General features: G+C 68.3%; 14 protein-coding genes and 1 tRNA gene. 13 read left to right on the top strand and 2 right to left on the bottom strand.

Going from position 1 to position 15,372, the window contains the following annotated elements:
• The first annotated feature begins 51 nt into the window (after nucleotides 1-51).
• From AC2IR1_RS13365 to AC2IR1_RS13340, 6 genes are all read left to right on the top strand, one after another.
• Nucleotides 52-1,164 carry a Ppx/GppA phosphatase family protein gene (locus tag AC2IR1_RS13365; protein ID WP_486472461.1) on the top strand — a complete coding sequence of 371 codons (1,113 nt, stop codon included), beginning with the start codon at nucleotides 52-54 and terminating at the stop codon, nucleotides 1,162-1,164.
• A gap of 160 nt (nucleotides 1,165-1,324) precedes the next feature.
• Nucleotides 1,325-2,080: an RlmE family RNA methyltransferase gene (locus AC2IR1_RS13360; protein WP_486472460.1), complete on the top strand. Its 756-nt coding sequence runs from the start codon at nucleotides 1,325-1,327 to the stop codon at nucleotides 2,078-2,080.
• Nucleotides 2,081-2,298: 218 nt separating this feature from the next.
• Nucleotides 2,299-3,279 (top strand): 4-hydroxythreonine-4-phosphate dehydrogenase PdxA, encoded by a 981-nt coding sequence (pdxA, locus tag AC2IR1_RS13355; protein WP_486472459.1) that lies wholly within the window; start codon nucleotides 2,299-2,301, stop codon nucleotides 3,277-3,279.
• Between the two features lie 168 nt (nucleotides 3,280-3,447).
• Nucleotides 3,448-4,167 carry a hypothetical protein gene (locus tag AC2IR1_RS13350; RefSeq protein WP_486472458.1) on the top strand — a complete coding sequence of 240 codons (720 nt, stop codon included), beginning with the start codon at nucleotides 3,448-3,450 and terminating at the stop codon, nucleotides 4,165-4,167.
• Complete coding sequence (locus AC2IR1_RS13345; protein WP_486472457.1) at nucleotides 4,167-6,152, top strand: glycosyltransferase; 1,986 nt, start codon at nucleotides 4,167-4,169, stop codon at nucleotides 6,150-6,152. The genes AC2IR1_RS13350 and AC2IR1_RS13345 overlap by 1 nt, the downstream gene beginning before the upstream one ends.
• 700 nt (nucleotides 6,153-6,852) lie before the next feature.
• A complete protein-coding gene (locus AC2IR1_RS13340) occupies nucleotides 6,853-7,650 on the top strand; it encodes a hypothetical protein (RefSeq protein WP_486472456.1) in 798 nt (265 codons plus the stop codon).
• 272 nt (nucleotides 7,651-7,922) lie between these two features.
• On the opposite strand, the gene AC2IR1_RS13335 is transcribed toward AC2IR1_RS13340, so the two are convergent.
• The gene (locus AC2IR1_RS13335) at nucleotides 7,923-8,744 is read right to left on the bottom strand and encodes a transglutaminase family protein (RefSeq protein WP_486472455.1); all 822 of its coding nucleotides are present in this window, start codon (nucleotides 8,742-8,744) and stop codon (nucleotides 7,923-7,925) included.
• Nucleotides 8,745-9,013: 269 nt separating this feature from the next.
• Nucleotides 9,014-9,103, bottom strand: a tRNA-Ser gene (locus AC2IR1_RS13330).
• A 352-nt stretch (nucleotides 9,104-9,455) separates the two neighbouring features.
• Here AC2IR1_RS13330 and AC2IR1_RS13325 point away from each other — a divergent pair.
• The 7 genes from AC2IR1_RS13325 to proB all read left to right on the top strand — a co-directional run bounded on the left by AC2IR1_RS13325 (nucleotide 9,456) and on the right by proB (nucleotide 15,323).
• Nucleotides 9,456-10,373: a DUF2059 domain-containing protein gene (locus AC2IR1_RS13325; RefSeq protein ID WP_486472454.1), complete on the top strand. Its 918-nt coding sequence runs from the start codon at nucleotides 9,456-9,458 to the stop codon at nucleotides 10,371-10,373.
• A gap of 2 nt (nucleotides 10,374-10,375) precedes the next feature.
• The gene (locus AC2IR1_RS13320; RefSeq protein ID WP_486472453.1) at nucleotides 10,376-11,260 is read left to right on the top strand and encodes a hypothetical protein; all 885 of its coding nucleotides are present in this window, start codon (nucleotides 10,376-10,378) and stop codon (nucleotides 11,258-11,260) included.
• Between the two features lie 212 nt (nucleotides 11,261-11,472).
• Complete coding sequence (locus AC2IR1_RS13315; RefSeq protein WP_486472452.1) at nucleotides 11,473-12,108, top strand: 50S ribosomal protein L21; 636 nt, start codon at nucleotides 11,473-11,475, stop codon at nucleotides 12,106-12,108.
• A gap of 27 nt (nucleotides 12,109-12,135) precedes the next feature.
• Entirely contained in the window at nucleotides 12,136-12,405 is a 270-nt protein-coding gene (rpmA, locus tag AC2IR1_RS13310; RefSeq protein ID WP_486472451.1) for a 50S ribosomal protein L27, read from the top strand.
• 98 nt (nucleotides 12,406-12,503) lie between these two features.
• The gene (locus AC2IR1_RS13305; RefSeq protein ID WP_486472450.1) at nucleotides 12,504-13,109 is read left to right on the top strand and encodes a GNAT family N-acetyltransferase; all 606 of its coding nucleotides are present in this window, start codon (nucleotides 12,504-12,506) and stop codon (nucleotides 13,107-13,109) included.
• A 49-nt stretch (nucleotides 13,110-13,158) separates the two neighbouring features.
• A complete protein-coding gene (gene obgE / locus AC2IR1_RS13300; protein ID WP_486472449.1) occupies nucleotides 13,159-14,202 on the top strand; it encodes a GTPase ObgE in 1,044 nt (347 codons plus the stop codon).
• Nucleotides 14,190-15,323: a glutamate 5-kinase gene (gene proB, locus AC2IR1_RS13295; protein ID WP_486472448.1), complete on the top strand. Its 1,134-nt coding sequence runs from the start codon at nucleotides 14,190-14,192 to the stop codon at nucleotides 15,321-15,323. The genes obgE and proB overlap by 13 nt, the downstream gene beginning before the upstream one ends.
• The last annotated feature ends 49 nt before the right edge of the window (nucleotides 15,324-15,372 follow it).

The raw sequence follows: 15,372 nt of genomic DNA, 5'->3' as shown, positions 1-15,372 counted from the left end.
GGGGGCTAAATGATTACTTTCAAAAACAACACGAAAAAGGAGGGCGCGACCATGGCGCCCAGGCGTCCCAAAGGTGCGGGCGCTTTCCCGAAACCGGTCGAGAGTCCCGCATCCCCACAACCCGATCCGTCGGAGCTTTATGCTGCGCTGGATCTGGGAACAAACAGCTGTCGCATGCTGATCGCCCAGCCCAAGGGTTCTCAGTTTCATGTCGTCGACAGTTTCTCGAAATCCGTGCAGCTCGGTTCCGGGCTGGAACGGTCAGGCAGGCTGTCCCGGTCCTCCATGGCCCGGACGGTCCAGGCCATGCGGATCTGCCAGCAGAAGCTGAAGCGACACAAGGTGGAGCATATGCGCCTTGTGGCCACGGAAGCCTGCCGGCGGGCCTGCAATGCCCGCAGCTTCATCAACCAGGTGCGTCGCGAGACGGGCCTGAAGCTGGAGATCATCGAGCCGGAGGAAGAAGCCCGGCTGGCGGTGATCAGCTGTGCGCCGCTGGTGAGCACGCGGACCGAGCAGCTGCTGGTGGTGGACATCGGCGGCGGCTCGACCGAGCTGGTCTGGATCGACCTGACGAGCGTGCCCCAGCGCGACCGGCCGAAGGCGATCATGCGGCTGCATGCCGGGTTCCACCCGCCCGAAAGCCCGTTCCCCGCCGCCAAGGTGGTGGACTGGATTTCCGTGCCGCTGGGCGTGGCGACGCTGCGCGACCAGTTCCGCGACGTGGAGGATGACAGCGCGCGGTTCGCGCTGATGTCCTGGTTCTTCGAGGAGAGCCTGGCGGAGTTCGCCCCCTACAAGGACGAGCAGGCGCGCGAGGGGTTCCAGATCATCGGGACCTCGGGCACCGTGACCACGGTGGCGGCGAGCCACCTTGGCCTGAAGCGCTACGACCGGACGAAGGTGGACGGGCTGCGCATGACCAGTGACCAGATCGACCGGGTGATCCGGGGGTACCTGGAGCTGGGCGAGGAAGGGCGGCGGAAGGATCCGCGCATCGGGCAGGACCGGCAGGCGCTGATCATGTCCGGGGCGGCGATCCTGCAGGCGCTGCTGCGCTGCTGGCCGACAGACCGGCTGAGCGTGGCGGACCGTGGTCTGCGCGAGGGGCTGCTTTATGCGCAGATGTCGAAGGACGGTGTGCTGGAGGATGGGCCTTTCTGAGGGGCCTTGAGAGGAATGGATAAGCCCGCCCCCTTTGACAGGGGGGCGGTTTTGCTATTCTAGGCGTATCTCTTGATGAGAGCGGGTGGGGGCGCTGCCCCCGTCGCGGCGGGGCCGCGACTCCCCCGGAGTATTTTGGGCCAACGAATGGAGCGGGCGCGTGGCGAAGAAACCGACCGGAAAGAACACCTCGGGGCGGGGACAGCGGGATCTGACCGTGAAGGTGAAGACCGCGCGGGGCCGCAAGCTGAGCTCCACCCGGTGGCTGCAGCGGCAACTGAATGACCCCTACGTGGCACGGGCCAAGGCCGAGGGCTATCGCGGGCGCGCGGCCTTCAAGATCATGGAGCTGGATGACAAGTTCCGCTTCCTGGTGAACGGCGCGCGGGTGGTCGACCTGGGCTGTGCCCCCGGTGGCTGGATCCAGGTGGCCGTGCCCCGGATCAACGCGCTGGGCGAGAAGAAGGGCAAGGCCGTGGGCCGGATCATCGGCGTCGACCTGCAGGAGGTGGACGAGATCCCGGGGGCCGAGGTCCACCAGCTGGACTTCATGAGCGACGATGCCGATCTGCAGGTCAAGGAATGGCTGGGCGGTGAGGCCGACGTGGTGATGAGCGACATGGCTGCCGCCTCTTCCGGGCACAAGCAGACGGACCACCTGCGGATCATCGCGCTTTGCGAGGCGGCAGCCTACCTTGCCTTCGACGTGCTGAGCGAGGGCGGGACCTTCGTGGCGAAGGTGCTGGCCGGGGGCGCGGAGGGAGAGCTGCAGAAGCTGCTGAAGCAGAACTTCACCAAGGTGCACCACATGAAGCCGCCGTCCTCCCGTTCCGACTCGTCGGAGAAGTTCGTGGTGGCGACCGGGTTCCGGGGCCGTGGCGGGGCCGGCGCCGCGGATGAGGACGACGAGGCGTGAGGCCTGGCCCTGCCCGGGCGGGGTGAGCGCCATAGACCGGCGCAACGGCCCGCGAATGTGATCTGACCTGGGACCCCGGCCTGTGCCGGGGTTCTTTCGTCTCAAGGGGTGCGGTGCGCCGGTCGGTGGTGCGGCGGGGCTTTCGCTTGGGCGTCAGGGGGCTATGGTGCGCGTGAATGCGGCCTTTGCGGTGCCGCGCGGCAGTGAAGGATACGGATATGAGCGGTTTGGCCATCACCCTTGGGGATCCTGCGGGCATCGGGCCCGAGATCGCGCTGAAGGCGCTGGCGGAGGCCGGGACCGATGCGGGCGTCCTGCTGGGTCAGCGCGTCGTGGCCGAGCGGGCGCTGGGCCTGCTGGAGGGGGACTGGTCCCTGCAGGTGGTGACGGGCATGGCCGAGGCGCCTCTGTCGCCCCGGCATCTGCGGCTGCTGGAAACCGGCGAAGCGGCTCCGGCGCCCGCGCCCTATGGGGCTGTCAGCGCTGAGGCTGGGCAGGCCGCCCATGACGCGATCCTGAAGGCGATCCGCCTGTGCATGGCGGGCGAGGCCGCGGGCATCGTGACCGCGCCGATCCACAAGGAGGCGCTGAGCGCCGCGGGGGTGAAGTTCCCCGGTCATACCGAGATGCTGGCCCATCACGCAGGCGGTGTCGAAGTGGCCATGATGCTGGCCAATGACGTGATCCGTACCGTGCTGGTGACCATCCACGTTTCGCTGAAGGATGCGGTGGAACTGGCGACCTTCGAGGCGAACCTGAGGGCGATGCGTCTGGCCCATGAGGGCTGTCGCGCCTTCGGTATTGCCACGCCCCGGGTGGCCGTGGCCGGGCTGAACCCCCATGCCGGGGAAGGCGGGCTGTTCGGGCGGGAGGAGATCGAGGTGATCCGCCCCGCGATCGAGGCCGCCCGCGCCGAGGGGATCGACGCCAGCGGCCCCTGGCCGGGCGACACCGTCTTCATGCAGGCGCGCAAGGGGCAGTTCGACGTGGTGGTGGCGCAATACCATGACCAGGGGCTGATCCCGGTGAAATACCTTGGTCTGGAAGAGGGGGTGAACATCACCCTGGGCCTGCCCTTCGTGCGGACATCGCCCGATCATGGCACCGCCTTCGACATCGCGGGCAAGGGGCTGGCCGATCCGCGGTCCATGGCGCTGGCGCTGAGGCACGCGCAGGCCATGGTCGCCGCCCGGGGCTGAAACGGGGCCGATTGCGGCCTGCTGACGCAGGGGCGCGGGAGCGGCCCGGGGGCCGATCTCGTTTAACGGCGAATTAACCGTCTTTCCGCGACAGTTGCGGTGCTGGATGGGGCGCGGCCGGAGAAACCGCCGCTTCCCGCCGGCCGTGCTTTGCCGCGGGAGGGCAGGATGAACATGGAGACGAACCTGGGCCGGATCCGGACCCAGCTGAGCGGGATGGAACGCATGGTGCGCATCCTGCGGGCCGAGATCGAGAGCCAGATTTCCGAGGTCGCGCCCGGGGACCTGGACCGGTTGAGCGAGATCCCCTCGGGGCTGTCGACGCTGTTCAGGGATGCGGCCCCGCTGGCTGCGACCTCTGTCGAGCCTTACAAGCATTTCGCCAAGGGCGTCTGGGTCGGCATGGACCAGGAGGTTGGGGCTACCGGGGCCACCATCGGGCTCAAGGCGCTGTCGCCCGGGGATCCGGCAAAACGCGGCGTGGCGCGGCTTTCGGTGAACCCGGTCTTTCCGCTGGTGGAGAAGCCCCGGTGGGTGACCCTTGAAACGACCCTGTCGGTCGAGGCGCTGAAGTCGGCCAGGGGGCTGCGGGTCGATACCGTCAGCTTCTTCGAGATCGGGCCGGGCAACAGTGCGCAATTGCCGCGTTCGGTGACGCTGACGCTGCGGCTGCACCGCAAGGATGGCCGGGCGACGGATCACCTGGGCTACCGGATCCCGGTTTCGACCATGCCCTTCGAGCACAGCGCCCGATTTGGGGCCGCCGCCCTGGCCGAGCTGAACCTGGAGGAGGTGACCGAGGCGCTGGTCATCCTGGAGCTGCCCCTGGCAGGTGTCTATGCGCTGAAACTGGATCATTTCCAGGTGCTGGCGGTGGAGGAGGGCTGATGCGGATCCTCTACGTCTCCCGCGAGACGCCGCTGACCCCTTCGGGGGGGATTGCCACCTACCTGGAGTACATGGTGCCGGCGATGGAGGCCGCGGGGCACGAGGTGTTCCTGTTCACCTGGTCCGAGGTGCAGCCCTTTGCCCGCCCCGCGCGCCACGCGCCCTTCCGCCGGGAGAACGTCCATGTGGAGGCAGTGGACCCGAAGGAGGTCTGGCGCGTCTGCCCGGTGGAGAGCCACAACCTGTTCATCGCGACATGGCTGGCCGACCGGATCGCCCAGAAGATCCGGGAGTGGGAGATCGACGTGGTGGAGGCCACGGATTTCCTGGCGCCCTGCCTGTCGGTCTACCAGGCGCTGCAGAACCGCAGGGGCGCGCGGGATTGCCTGTTCGTCACCTACAACCACGGTTTCATCGAGGATTTCTTCGAGGCCGACCAGATCCCGATGCAGGCGGGCGCGCGGATCAATCACCTGTGCGAGCGTCAGCAGGCGCGGGTGTCCGACCTGGTGATCGCGCCTTCGCGCGCGGCCGCCGCCCGGCTTGAAAGCTACGGCATTGCCGGCAAGGTTGCCCAGGTGCGCGAACCCTATGCCTTCCGCCTGGAGGGAGACCCCTGGCCCGGGCTGCGGGATGAGATCCTCTACATGGGGCGCATCTCGATCTCCAAGGGGATCGACAAGCTGATCTATCTCGCCAACCTGCTGCACGAGGTGCATCCGCTGCGGCAGATCCGGCTGGTGGGGCGGGTCGTGGACACGCCCTTCCGGATGCGGGACATGCAGGATTACGTGCGTGCCCGGCTGGCGCCCGGCCTGCGGGAGGCGGTCTTCTTCAGCGACTACCTGCCGCGGGAGAGGGCGATGGACCTGTTGGAGGCGGGGGCGATCTGTCCGCAGCTGGGCAGTGCGGAGACCTTCTCCTACGCCTGTATCGAGAGTATCGACGCGGGCCTGCTGCCGGTGGTGCGCGATGGCACCCCCATGGCGGAGTTCTTCCCCGAGGAACGGTTGCATCACCTGCTGGATCCCAGGATGGGATCGGTGCGGCAGATGCAGGGGCAGATGGCCCGCATGCTGGAGGAAGCGGGAGGCATCAGCCGCGATATCCGCGCCTATTGCCGGGAGGTCCTGGCGCCGGAGCGGATCGCCGGCGAAATGGGAGAGGTCTACGACCGCGCGCTGGGCGCCAAGCGGGGGCGCAGCACCCATGCGGTGGCGCGCCGCGCGGCGGGGCCGGGGGATGTGACGGTACTGATCCCCGCCTACAAGCCCGGAGAGGAATTCCCTGAGACCATCGACAGCCTCGCCTGGCAGAGCGCGGGCCCGCCCCGCGTGCTGATCTGCGACGATGGCAGCCCCGAGGCCGCCCGGCCCTGGTTCGACTATGCCCGGGCGATGCTGCCCGATTGCCAGCTGATCCGGCAGCCCAACGGCGGCCTGCTTGCGGCGCGCAACACCCTGGCGGAGGCCTGCGAGACGGAGCTGTCGCTGTTCCTGGATACCGATGACCTGCTGGCGCCGGATCTGCTGGCCCACCTGCTGGAGGCCTGGAACGAGAACCCGGCCCGGCCCGACGCGGTGATCCCGCAGCGGCGCAATTTCGGGGAAAGCGCGGAGCCGGTGCTGGCGCATCTTCTGGGCGACCACCTGCACCTGCTGACCAACGACTACCGGATGACGGCCCTGATCCCCACGGCGATCCTGCGCGATATCGGCTTTGACGCCACGCGCCGCAACGGAGAGGGCGACGACTGGGCGTTCTGGCTGGAATTCACCGCGCGCGGCCACCTGGGCGCGCTGCTGCCGGAGCAGGGGTTCTTCTACCGGTTCCGCAAGGGATCCATGTCCTGGCCCTGGTCGGAGGGGCAGAATGCCGGATCGCGCCTGATGGTGAGAGAGGCGGCGCTGGAGATGTGCCGCGCGGATCCGGCGCGGGCGGCGATGCTGGCGCGGGCGCTTTACGCAGAGGGGGTGAGCCGATGATCCCTGACAATAGGCTGCCTGTAAATTCGACCCGGAAAACGGCCGGGCCGCACCCAGAGACCCCGGTCCCCGGCGCGCCAGGACCCATCCCCCTGATGGATTTCGCCCGGACGGTAGTTCCCCTGACGGGTGCCGGCCCGACCTGTGTCACCCCTGGGCGCTATCCTCTGAAGCCTGCCGGCCTGAAGCGCAGCCAACCGGCAGCTGTCGGGCCGAGTGCCGGCAATCCTGCCCCCGTGCGGCTCCCTTCCCCCGGGGCGATGTGCCGTGGCGGCCATGGCCTGTTTTCGCGGCCCGTCTTGCGGGCACCGCAGCGCTGCGCCGGGGGCGGGCGGGGTGCCGGGCCTTGCGGGGTCTTCGATCCGGCTTCCGGGCGCGCCCACTGCGTGCCGCGGCCCGCATTTGGCCAGCCGCATGTGCCTGCGCGGCGGGAGGGCGTCCCGCCTATCCGCAGGGAGCCGCACGAAAATCCGTCTCGATATCAGGGCAGGTGTTCGGGCCGGCAGAGGTCGGGCGCCTTGTCCCGAGGGGGCCAGACGCGCGCCCGACATGTGGGTTGGCGTGTGGTGCCCCGTTCGCGGGACGCCCGGATCAGCCGGGTCCACGCAAGCCGTCCTCTCACTGGGCTCCCTGCCAACTCGGGCCCCGGGTCCGGCCCGGGGATCCGTCCTCTCCATCCGTCGCCGCAAGGAGCCTGCCCATGGCACAGACTGACCTGATTTTCCTGCTGGGCCGCCATCGCAGCGGCACCACCGTCTTTCGCGACCTGCTGGAGCGGTGCGGCGGGCTGAACTGTCACGAGATCATGAGCGCCAAGCTGGAAGCTGAGCGGGGTTTTTACGGCTATGTCGCGCGCCGGGTGGCGGAGGATCCGAAATGGGTCTGGCCGATCCGCCATCAGCGGCTCTTTGCGGATTACATCGGCGAGCTCCGCCAGGAGGCGGCGGGGCGTCCGCTGCTGCTGGACCTGAAATACTGGGGGCTGAACCTGATCCCGGTTTCGGAGGATGTGAGCAATGCGCGCCCCTTCCTGGTCTCCTTCATCGATGGCCGGGATGCGCCGGTGATCCAGATCGTGCGGCGCAACAAGCTGCGGCTGATCGTGTCGGAGGCGCTGCTGAATGCGTCGGGCAAGTGGTTTGCCATGGCTGGCGAGGGCGCGCAGGAGGAAAAGCCGAAGATCACCCTGGATCCCGACACCCTGATCCCGGAGATCGAGCGCCTGATCGGCATGGATGTCGCGATCCGGCAGATGCTGGCTCCGCTGCGCAACGGACATGAGCTGATCTACGAGGAGATGTTCGACGAGGCGGGCAATTTCGCGGAACAGACCCGGTCGCTTGCGGCGCAGGTGATGGGCGTGCAGGAGGTGCCGCTGGCCCCGTCGCATCGCAAGATGAACCCCGAACCGCTGAGCGAGATCCTGGCGAATTACGACGCGGTGGCGCAGGCCCTGCAGGACAGCCCGCACCGCTGGATGCTGAGCGCGGCGATGTAGCCGCGACCGGTGACTGGGGCGTCGGACGGGGTCTGAGAGCGGTGTTGTGGGCGGTGTTGTGAGCCTGAGTGATCGGCCCGAGGATGACCCAAGTCAGGGAGCGAATGACTGGCGGGTGTGCGGGGCAAGTGCAGGGGCAGAAGGCTATCTCCCGCGCCTCGGGCTGAGAACCTGGGCAGCAACCGGGGGTCAGGTTTGGCCACTGGGTCAGGGCCGAGGCGCGCGGGGCGATTTTGGGGGGGCGGTTTGAGGGCGTCGCGCGCGCCGCCGGGTCAGACGGTGTCGATGCGCAGGGAAAAGGTCAGGGTCGAGGTGACGCCATTGCCGAAGAAGCCGCCCTCGACCGGCATGGTGGCGGATTGTTCGGCCGCCGCGGCCAGGACGACGTGCCCGTCGGTGACGGCGATGCCGTGGGTTGGATCGAACCCGCGCCAGCCATGGGCGGGACCTGCGCCGGGCAGGAAAACCTCTGGCCAGGCGTGCAGGTGCCGGCCGCCATCGACGGATTCGGCCCGGGCCTGGTAGCCGGAGGCGAAGCGCGCGGGGATGCCCTGGCTGCGGCAGGCGGCCATGAAGAGCACCGCAAGGTCGCGGCAGGCACCGCGGGCTGTGTCGAGGGTCTGGCGCGCGGTCTGGGCGTTGCCCTCGGTCCGGATGTGCCTGTCCGTCCGCTGGTAGAGCGTTTCGGTCAGCAACAGGAGGAAGCGCGCCGGATCGCCCCCCGCGCGGGCGGCGAGGTCCCGGGCGAAGGCCGTGACGGCGGGGTCTTCGCCGGGCCCCAGGTACTCTGGCAAGCCGGCGGGCGCCCAGGGCAGGGGCGGCAGCGCGGGCAGGGCTGGGCGTGGCGGCGCGGTGTCGCCGCTGAAGCGGCTGGTGATGCGCAGTTCAGTCGTGTCGGTGTCGAAGCCGAGCCGGGTGATCCGGTTTCCGTCGGGATCCGGGCCTGTCGTGCGCCAGGCAGGCGTGGGACAGACCTCCAGCCGGTGATCGAAGTGCCCGGCATCGTCGCGCGGTGTCAGGCGCAGCAGGTGTTCGGCCAGGCGGACGGGCGTGGAATAGCGGTAGAGCGTGTCGTGCTGGACGGTGAAGCGCATGGGGATCCCGGAGGTCGGTTGCCGCGATCAGAGCAGGCGAGGCCGGGCAGGGCAAGGCATGTGGTCGCCGCAGGGCCGGTATGGGGGCCGGGATGGGGGCGGGTGATGCGCGGAGGGCAGCCGGATCGGGCCGGCGCTACGATGGCGGTCATTCGACCGCGCGGCAATCGGCTGCCGGGCCCTGGGTTGCTGAGCTCTGATTGCTGGGCCTGGAACTGCAGGGCCAGTGCCCTGCGGGCCCCGGCCGGGCATGCCGCTTTCGGGGAAAGTGGCGGAGAGACAGGGATTCGAACCCTGGGATCCCGTGAAGGATCAACGGTTTTCGAGACCGCCCCGTTCGACCACTCCGGCACCTCTCCGCGGGGGTCGTGGAGGGCCGTCTAAAGAGAAACGCGGACGGGTTCAAGAGGGGTTTTCAGGGACATGACAGGAAATCTGGGCGGGAGCGCTGATCCGGGGCCGGACAGGACCCGGGCGGGAGGCAGCGCGGGGCCTGTGGAGGGGCGCGCAGGGCGGGGACAGGGTCGGGGTACGGCAGAAGTACGGCAGGGGGTACGGCGGGGCCGGATCGGTGGTATGATGGGAGATGCGGCGGGGAGCCGCCCAGAAAGCTGACGAAGGCCGTCATGCACGGCAAGGTGAGGGGGCGGGGGCTTGAAAGCCCGGGCCGAAGCGCTTCAATCTAGGGTGATGATCACGAGGAGACACCGGATGACCGAGATCCAGACACGCCCCTTCCAACGTCCGCAGCGCGGCCGCGTCGCGGCGCGCAGCGCTGCCCGGGCCCTGCCGCAGCCGCGGATGGTGCTGACGCTGGTGCTGGGCACCCTGGCGGTGCTGATGGCGCTGGCCCTGCCGGGCCGGGCCGCCAGCCGCGAAGAGGCGCAGGATTTCCTGCGCGTGACCGGTTTCGACGTGGCGCTGGACGGGATCGCCCTGTCGGCGCCGGACGGCCCGGCGATGCTGGGCATCGACGATCCGGGCTTCGAGGGGCTGTGGAATGTCATGGCCCAGAAGGTCTTCACCAGCGACGAGATGCAGGATATCGCGCTTGGCATGCTGGAAGAGACGCTGACCGAGCAGGAGATGAGCACCGCCCGCGACTTCTACGGCAGCGAACTGGGCCAGCGGCTGGTCGAGGTCGAGGATGCCTCTCACATGGATACCGACCCGACGCGGGGCGACAAGGCGATGGCCGTGCTGACCGAGCTTTTGGAAAACAAGGACGTGGATCGCGTCGCGGCGCTGGAACGGCTGGTCTCCGCGCTGGATGACACCAGCGACGGCGCGGAGGCGATGGCGGAGGTGCAGGCGCGTTTCATGATCGCCGCGCGCAATGCCGGGGTGATCGAGCTGCGGGTCGGCGATGACGACCTGCGCGACATGATCGCCCAGCAGTTCCGCGAGATGCAGAGCAGCGACGGCACGCAGCGGGCGGTAGCCAATGCGGCCTTTACCTACCAGGACTTCACGGTCGAGGAGATCGAGGCCTATGCCGATGCGCTGGAGGATCCGGGCATGCAGAAGGTCTACGAACTGATGAACGCCGTGCAGTACGAGGTCATGGCGAACCGGTTCGAAACCGCCGCGGGCCTGCTTTCGGGCGCCCAGCTGGGCGAGGAGCTTTAACCATGGTGGGGGCCGCGGCGCGCCTGGCGACCGTGGCCCTGCCGGTGCTGCTGGCCACCCTTCCGGTCTGTGCCCGGGCCGATCCGGGCGGCGGCGCCCCGGGCACAGGAGAGCAGGGGGCGGGCGAGCAGGGCGCGGCAGAGCTTTACCGGCTGCTGCAGATGCCGCGGCTGGTTGCGCTGATGCGGCTGGAAGGGCTGCGGATGAGCGAGGGCCTGGCCCGCGACTATCTTGGCCCACCGGCGGCCCCCAGGCTGCGCGATCGCGCCGATGAGATCTTTGACACGCCGCGCATGGATGCCACCCTGCGCGGCGTTTTCGTGACCTGCATGGCCCGGGCGGGCGCGCCGCTGGTTGACCGGCTGATCGTCTACTACGCGGGGCCGGACGCGCAGATGGTGCTGGCCGCCGAGATGGAAGCCCGGCAGGAGATGCTGGACCCGGCGGTGGAGGAGGCGGCCTATCGGGAGGCGGCCCTTGCGCAGGTCGAGGACCCCCACCTTTTCGCCGCCGTCACCGCGATGATCGAGGCGGGCGACCTGGTGGAGATGAACCTGGGCAGCGCCCTGACCGCGAACCTGAAGTTCTACGAGGGCCTGGCCCGTGGCGGTGCGCTGGCGCTGAGCGAAGCCCAGATGCAGCAGGAGGTCTGGCAGCAGGAGGAGGAGATCCGGCTGGAAAGCGAAGGCTGGCTGCGCGCCTTCCTGACCCATGCCTATGCCGATCTGCCCGACCCGGTGCTGGATCGCCACGTCGCGATGGCCGGCACGGCGGCGGGCCGGCATCTGAACGGTGCCCTTTTCGCGGGCTTCAACGTGCTGTACAATGAAGCCTATCACGCGCTTGGCCTGTCGGTCTCCGCCCTGATGGCGGGGGAGGATCTTTAGGGATTTCGCGCGCAGCCCCTTGCAGGGCTTGACAAGCAGGCCGTTCCCCCTGATAAGCCGCCCATCCCGGCGGGCCCGTGCCTTGCCGGGCGTTTCAATTTCGCCCATGACAGGGCGCGCAGTTCGAAGGCGACCGACAGGTGGGCGAAGGTTCACCGGGTCACAACACCGGAAACGGGGGCCGCAGGACGCGTCAGAAAAAGGAAGAGCACATGTTTGCGGTTCTGAAAACCGGCGGCAAGCAGTACAAGGTCCAGTCCGGTGACCTGCTGCGCGTCGAAAAGCTGGCAGCTGATGCCGGCGAGAAGATCCAGTTCAATGACATCCTGATGCTCGGTGGCGACACCGTGACCGTGGGTGCCCCCTTCGTGACCGGCGCTGCCGTTCAGGCCGAAGTGGTCGACCAGATCAAGGGTGACAAGGTCATCTCCTTCGTGAAGCGCCGTCGTAAGCACTCCTCGAAGCGCACCAAGGGCCACCGCCAGCAGCTGACCCTGCTGAAGATCACCGAGATCCTCTCCGAGGGTGGTGACAAGACCGGCGTCAAGGCCGCCATCGGCACCGGCTCCATCGCTGGCGTCGTCGAAGCTGCGCCCGCCAAGAAGGCCGAGAAGAAGGCCGCTGCACCCAAGGCCGCCCCGGCTGCCGAAGGCGCCGACGACCTGAAGAAACTGTCCGGTGTGGGCCCCGCCCTGGAGAAGAAGCTGATCGCCGCTGGCATCACCTCCTTCGCCCAGATCGCAGCCTGGACCGACGCCGACGTTGCCAAGTTCGACGAAGAGCTGTCCTTCAAGGGCCGCATCGAGCGCGAAGGCTGGGTCGAGCAAGCCAAGGAACTGGCCCAGTAAGGGCCCCGTTAACAGGAGACACGCAAGATGGCACACAAAAAGGCTGGCGGTTCTTCCCGCAACGGTCGCGACTCTGCCGGTCGCCGCCTCGGCATCAAGAAGTTCGGTGGTGAGATCGTCATCTCCGGCAACATCATCGCACGTCAGCGCGGCACCAAGTGGTACCCCGGCGAAGGCGTTGGCATGGGCAAGGATCACACGATCTTCGCCACGACCGACGGCAACGTGAAGTTCCACAAGGGCCTTAAAGGCCGGACCTTCATTTCCGTCCTGCCAGTCGCTGAAGCCGCCGAGTAAGCCGACCTTCATGCGCACATGATAGAGGGGATCGGCTAAAGCCGGTCCCCTCAGCCGTTTAGGAGGTGAAGGGGCCAGACCCCCAGAGGAGCACCCCAATGGTCGACAGCAGTATCAAGGATCCGATCAAGTCCCGCAGCAGCGCCATCCTGGCCGCCGCGGCCGACCGTCCCGCGCCCGAATTCGATCAACCCGTGATCGAGGGGGAGGAGCTGGACCTGCGCCCGCTGCGCTATGCCGACAGCGGCATGATCGACCTTTACGCGCGGGACGAGCGGGTGGCGAAGATGACCACCTCGGTGCCGCATCCGCTGCCACCGGGGACGACGGACAGCTTCATCACCCGGGCGCTGGCACCAAGCCCGCGCGAGGTGATCTGGGCGATGGATGCCTCCCGCCAGGGCGGGCCGGAGCTGAAGGGCGTGATCAGCCTGAAGCGGATCGACGGCGAACAGTCCGAGATCGGCTACTGGGTGGCACCGGCCTGGTGGAACGGCCATGCGGCCTCTGCCGCGGTGGAGGCGCTGATTGCGGCGAACCCGCTGGGCGACCGGAGCTTCTTCGCCTCGGTCTTCCAGGACAACCCGGGCGCGGCCCGGGTGCTGACGAAGAACGGTTTTGAATACGTGGGCGATGCCGAGAGCTATTCGGTCGCCCGGGGGGCCAAGGTCGCGACCTGGACCTATATCCGAAAACTCGATTGAGCCGCGGGCGCGCCTGAGTTAGAGCGACCTTTGCGGCAGGGAAAGCACGATGAAATTCCTCGATCTCGCAAAGGTCTACATTCGCTCCGGCGCGGGCGGGAACGGGTGCATCTCGTTCCGGCGCGAGAAGTTCATTGAATACGGCGGGCCTGATGGCGGCAACGGCGGCAAGGGCGGTTCGGTGATCGCCGAAGCCGTCGAAGGCCTGAACACGCTGATCGACTTCCGCTACCAGCAGCACTTCTTCGCACAGAACGGGCAGGGCGGCATGGGCCGCCTGTCGACCGGGCGCGATGGCGACGACATCATCCTGAAGGTGCCCGTGGGCACCGAGATCCTGGAAGAGGACGAGGAGACGGTCATCGCGGATCTGACCGAGGTGGGCCAGCGGGTCGTCCTGGCGAAGGGCGGCAACGGCGGCTTCGGCAACGCGCATTTCAAGACCTCGACCAACCAGGCGCCGCGCCGGGCGAACCCCGGGCAGGAAGCGGTGGAGCGCACGATCTGGCTGCGGCTGAAGCTGATCGCGGACGTGGGCCTGCTGGGCCTGCCGAACGCGGGCAAGTCGACTTTCCTGGCCGCGACCTCCAACGCGCGGCCTAAGGTGGCGGATTATCCCTTCACCACCCTGCACCCGAACCTGGGCGTCGTGGGTGTGGACGGGGTGGAATTCGTCGTGGCCGACATCCCGGGCCTGATCGAGGGTGCCAGCGAGGGCCGCGGCCTGGGCGACCTGTTCCTGGGCCATGTGGAGCGCTGCGCAGTGCTGCTGCACCTGGTGGACGGCACGGCCAACGAGGTGGCCGAGGATTACGAGACCATCATCGGGGAGCTGGAAGCCTATGGCGCCGGCCTGTCCGAGAAGCCACGCATCACCGTGCTGAACAAGGTCGACGCCCTGGACGAGGAGCTGCGCGAAATGCAGCGCGAGTTCCTGGAAGAGGTGACCGGCGGCCCTGTCATGTTCATGTCCGGCGCCACGGGCGAGGGCACGACAGAGGTTCTGCGCGCCCTGCGCGCGCGCATTGACGACGATCGCCTGCGCCGCAAGGGAGGCGACGAAGAAGAGGAGGATGCGCCTTGGCATCCCTGACGCCTTCACTGGCGGGCGCGAAGCGCCTTGTGGTGAAGATCGGCTCGGCCCTGCTGGTCGATGCCGCGACCGGCCATCTGAAGGCCAACTGGCTGCAGTCGCTGTGCGATGACGTGGCCGAACTGAAGAAGGGCGGCACGGAAGTCGTGCTGGTGTCCTCCGGCTCCATCGCGCTTGGGCGCGGGGTGCTGGGTCTGGGGCTGGGCCCGCTGGCGCTGGAACAGGCGCAGGCGGCCGCGGCCGTGGGGCAGATCGGCCTGGCAGCCGCCTATGACCGGGCGCTGAAACGGCACGGGATCACCGTGGCGCAGGTGCTGGTGACGCTGGAAGACAGCGCCAACCGCCGCCGCTACCTGAATTCCCGCAACACGCTGGAAGCCCTGCTGGGCTACGGGGCGGTACCGATTGTCAACGAAAACGATACAGTCGCCACGGATGAGATCCGATATGGAGACAATGACCGGCTGGCCGCCCAGGTCGCGGTGACCGTCGGGGCGGACCGGTTGGTGCTGCTGTCGGATGTCGACGGGCTTTATACCGCCAATCCCGGCGATGATCCGACCGCGACGCGCTTCGATGTGGTCGAGCGGATCACGCCGGAGATCGAGGGCATGGCGGGCGACGCCGGGTCGGGCCTGTCGAAGGGCGGCATGAAGACCAAGCTGATGGCCGCCAAGACCGCCAGCGGCGCGGGTTGTGCCATGGCGATCACGCTGGGATCGCGGATCAACCCGCTGAGAAAGCTGGCAGAAGGCGCCGCCGCCACCTGGTTCACCGCCGAGGGCGACCCGAGCCATGCGCGCAAGGGCTGGATCGCCTCGATGAAGCCGCAGGGGCGCTACGTTCTGGATGCGGGCGCGGTGCGGGCGCTGCTGCGGGGCCGGTCCCTGCTGCCGGCCGGCGTGACGCGGGTCGAGGGCCAGTTCGGCCGGGGCGAGGCGATCGAGCTGGTTGGCCCGGACGGGATGGTCCTGGGCCAGGGGCTGACGCGCTATACCTCGGAGGAGGCGGAGGCCATTCGCGGCCACCAGAGCCAGGAGATCGAGGATCTGCTGGGCTATCCCGGGCGCGCCGCGCTGGTGCACAGGGATGACATGACAGTTGCGGTGCGCGTGGCGTAGGCTGCGCGTATCACCACCACCCGAGCGGACCCGGATCAGCCGGGACGGC

The sequence above is a fragment of the Pseudooceanicola sp. NS-SX8 genome, assembly GCF_057380755.1.
The sequence above is the reverse complement of the archived record's forward strand: the minus strand, read 5'-3'. Positions and strand labels throughout refer to the sequence as shown.

What these genes read in the sequence shown, in the direction of transcription:
- AC2IR1_RS13365 (WP_486472461.1), top strand. Translation starts at nt 52, where the DNA reads ATGGCGCCCAGGCGTCCCAAAGGTGCGGGCGCTTTCCCGAAACCGGTC.
- pdxA (WP_486472459.1), top strand. Translation starts at nt 2,299, where the DNA reads ATGAGCGGTTTGGCCATCACCCTTGGGGATCCTGCGGGCATCGGGCCC.
- AC2IR1_RS13350 (WP_486472458.1), top strand. Translation starts at nt 3,448, where the DNA reads ATGAACATGGAGACGAACCTGGGCCGGATCCGGACCCAGCTGAGCGGG.
- AC2IR1_RS13345 (WP_486472457.1), top strand. Translation starts at nt 4,167, where the DNA reads ATGCGGATCCTCTACGTCTCCCGCGAGACGCCGCTGACCCCTTCGGGG.
- AC2IR1_RS13340 (WP_486472456.1), top strand. Translation starts at nt 6,853, where the DNA reads ATGGCACAGACTGACCTGATTTTCCTGCTGGGCCGCCATCGCAGCGGC.
- AC2IR1_RS13335 (WP_486472455.1), bottom strand. Translation starts at nt 8,744, where the DNA reads ATGCGCTTCACCGTCCAGCACGACACGCTCTACCGCTATTCCACGCCC.
- AC2IR1_RS13325 (WP_486472454.1), top strand. Translation starts at nt 9,456, where the DNA reads ATGACCGAGATCCAGACACGCCCCTTCCAACGTCCGCAGCGCGGCCGC.
- AC2IR1_RS13320 (WP_486472453.1), top strand. Translation starts at nt 10,376, where the DNA reads ATGGTGGGGGCCGCGGCGCGCCTGGCGACCGTGGCCCTGCCGGTGCTG.
- AC2IR1_RS13315 (WP_486472452.1), top strand. Translation starts at nt 11,473, where the DNA reads ATGTTTGCGGTTCTGAAAACCGGCGGCAAGCAGTACAAGGTCCAGTCC.
- rpmA (WP_486472451.1), top strand. Translation starts at nt 12,136, where the DNA reads ATGGCACACAAAAAGGCTGGCGGTTCTTCCCGCAACGGTCGCGACTCT.
- AC2IR1_RS13305 (WP_486472450.1), top strand. Translation starts at nt 12,504, where the DNA reads ATGGTCGACAGCAGTATCAAGGATCCGATCAAGTCCCGCAGCAGCGCC.
- obgE (WP_486472449.1), top strand. Translation starts at nt 13,159, where the DNA reads ATGAAATTCCTCGATCTCGCAAAGGTCTACATTCGCTCCGGCGCGGGC.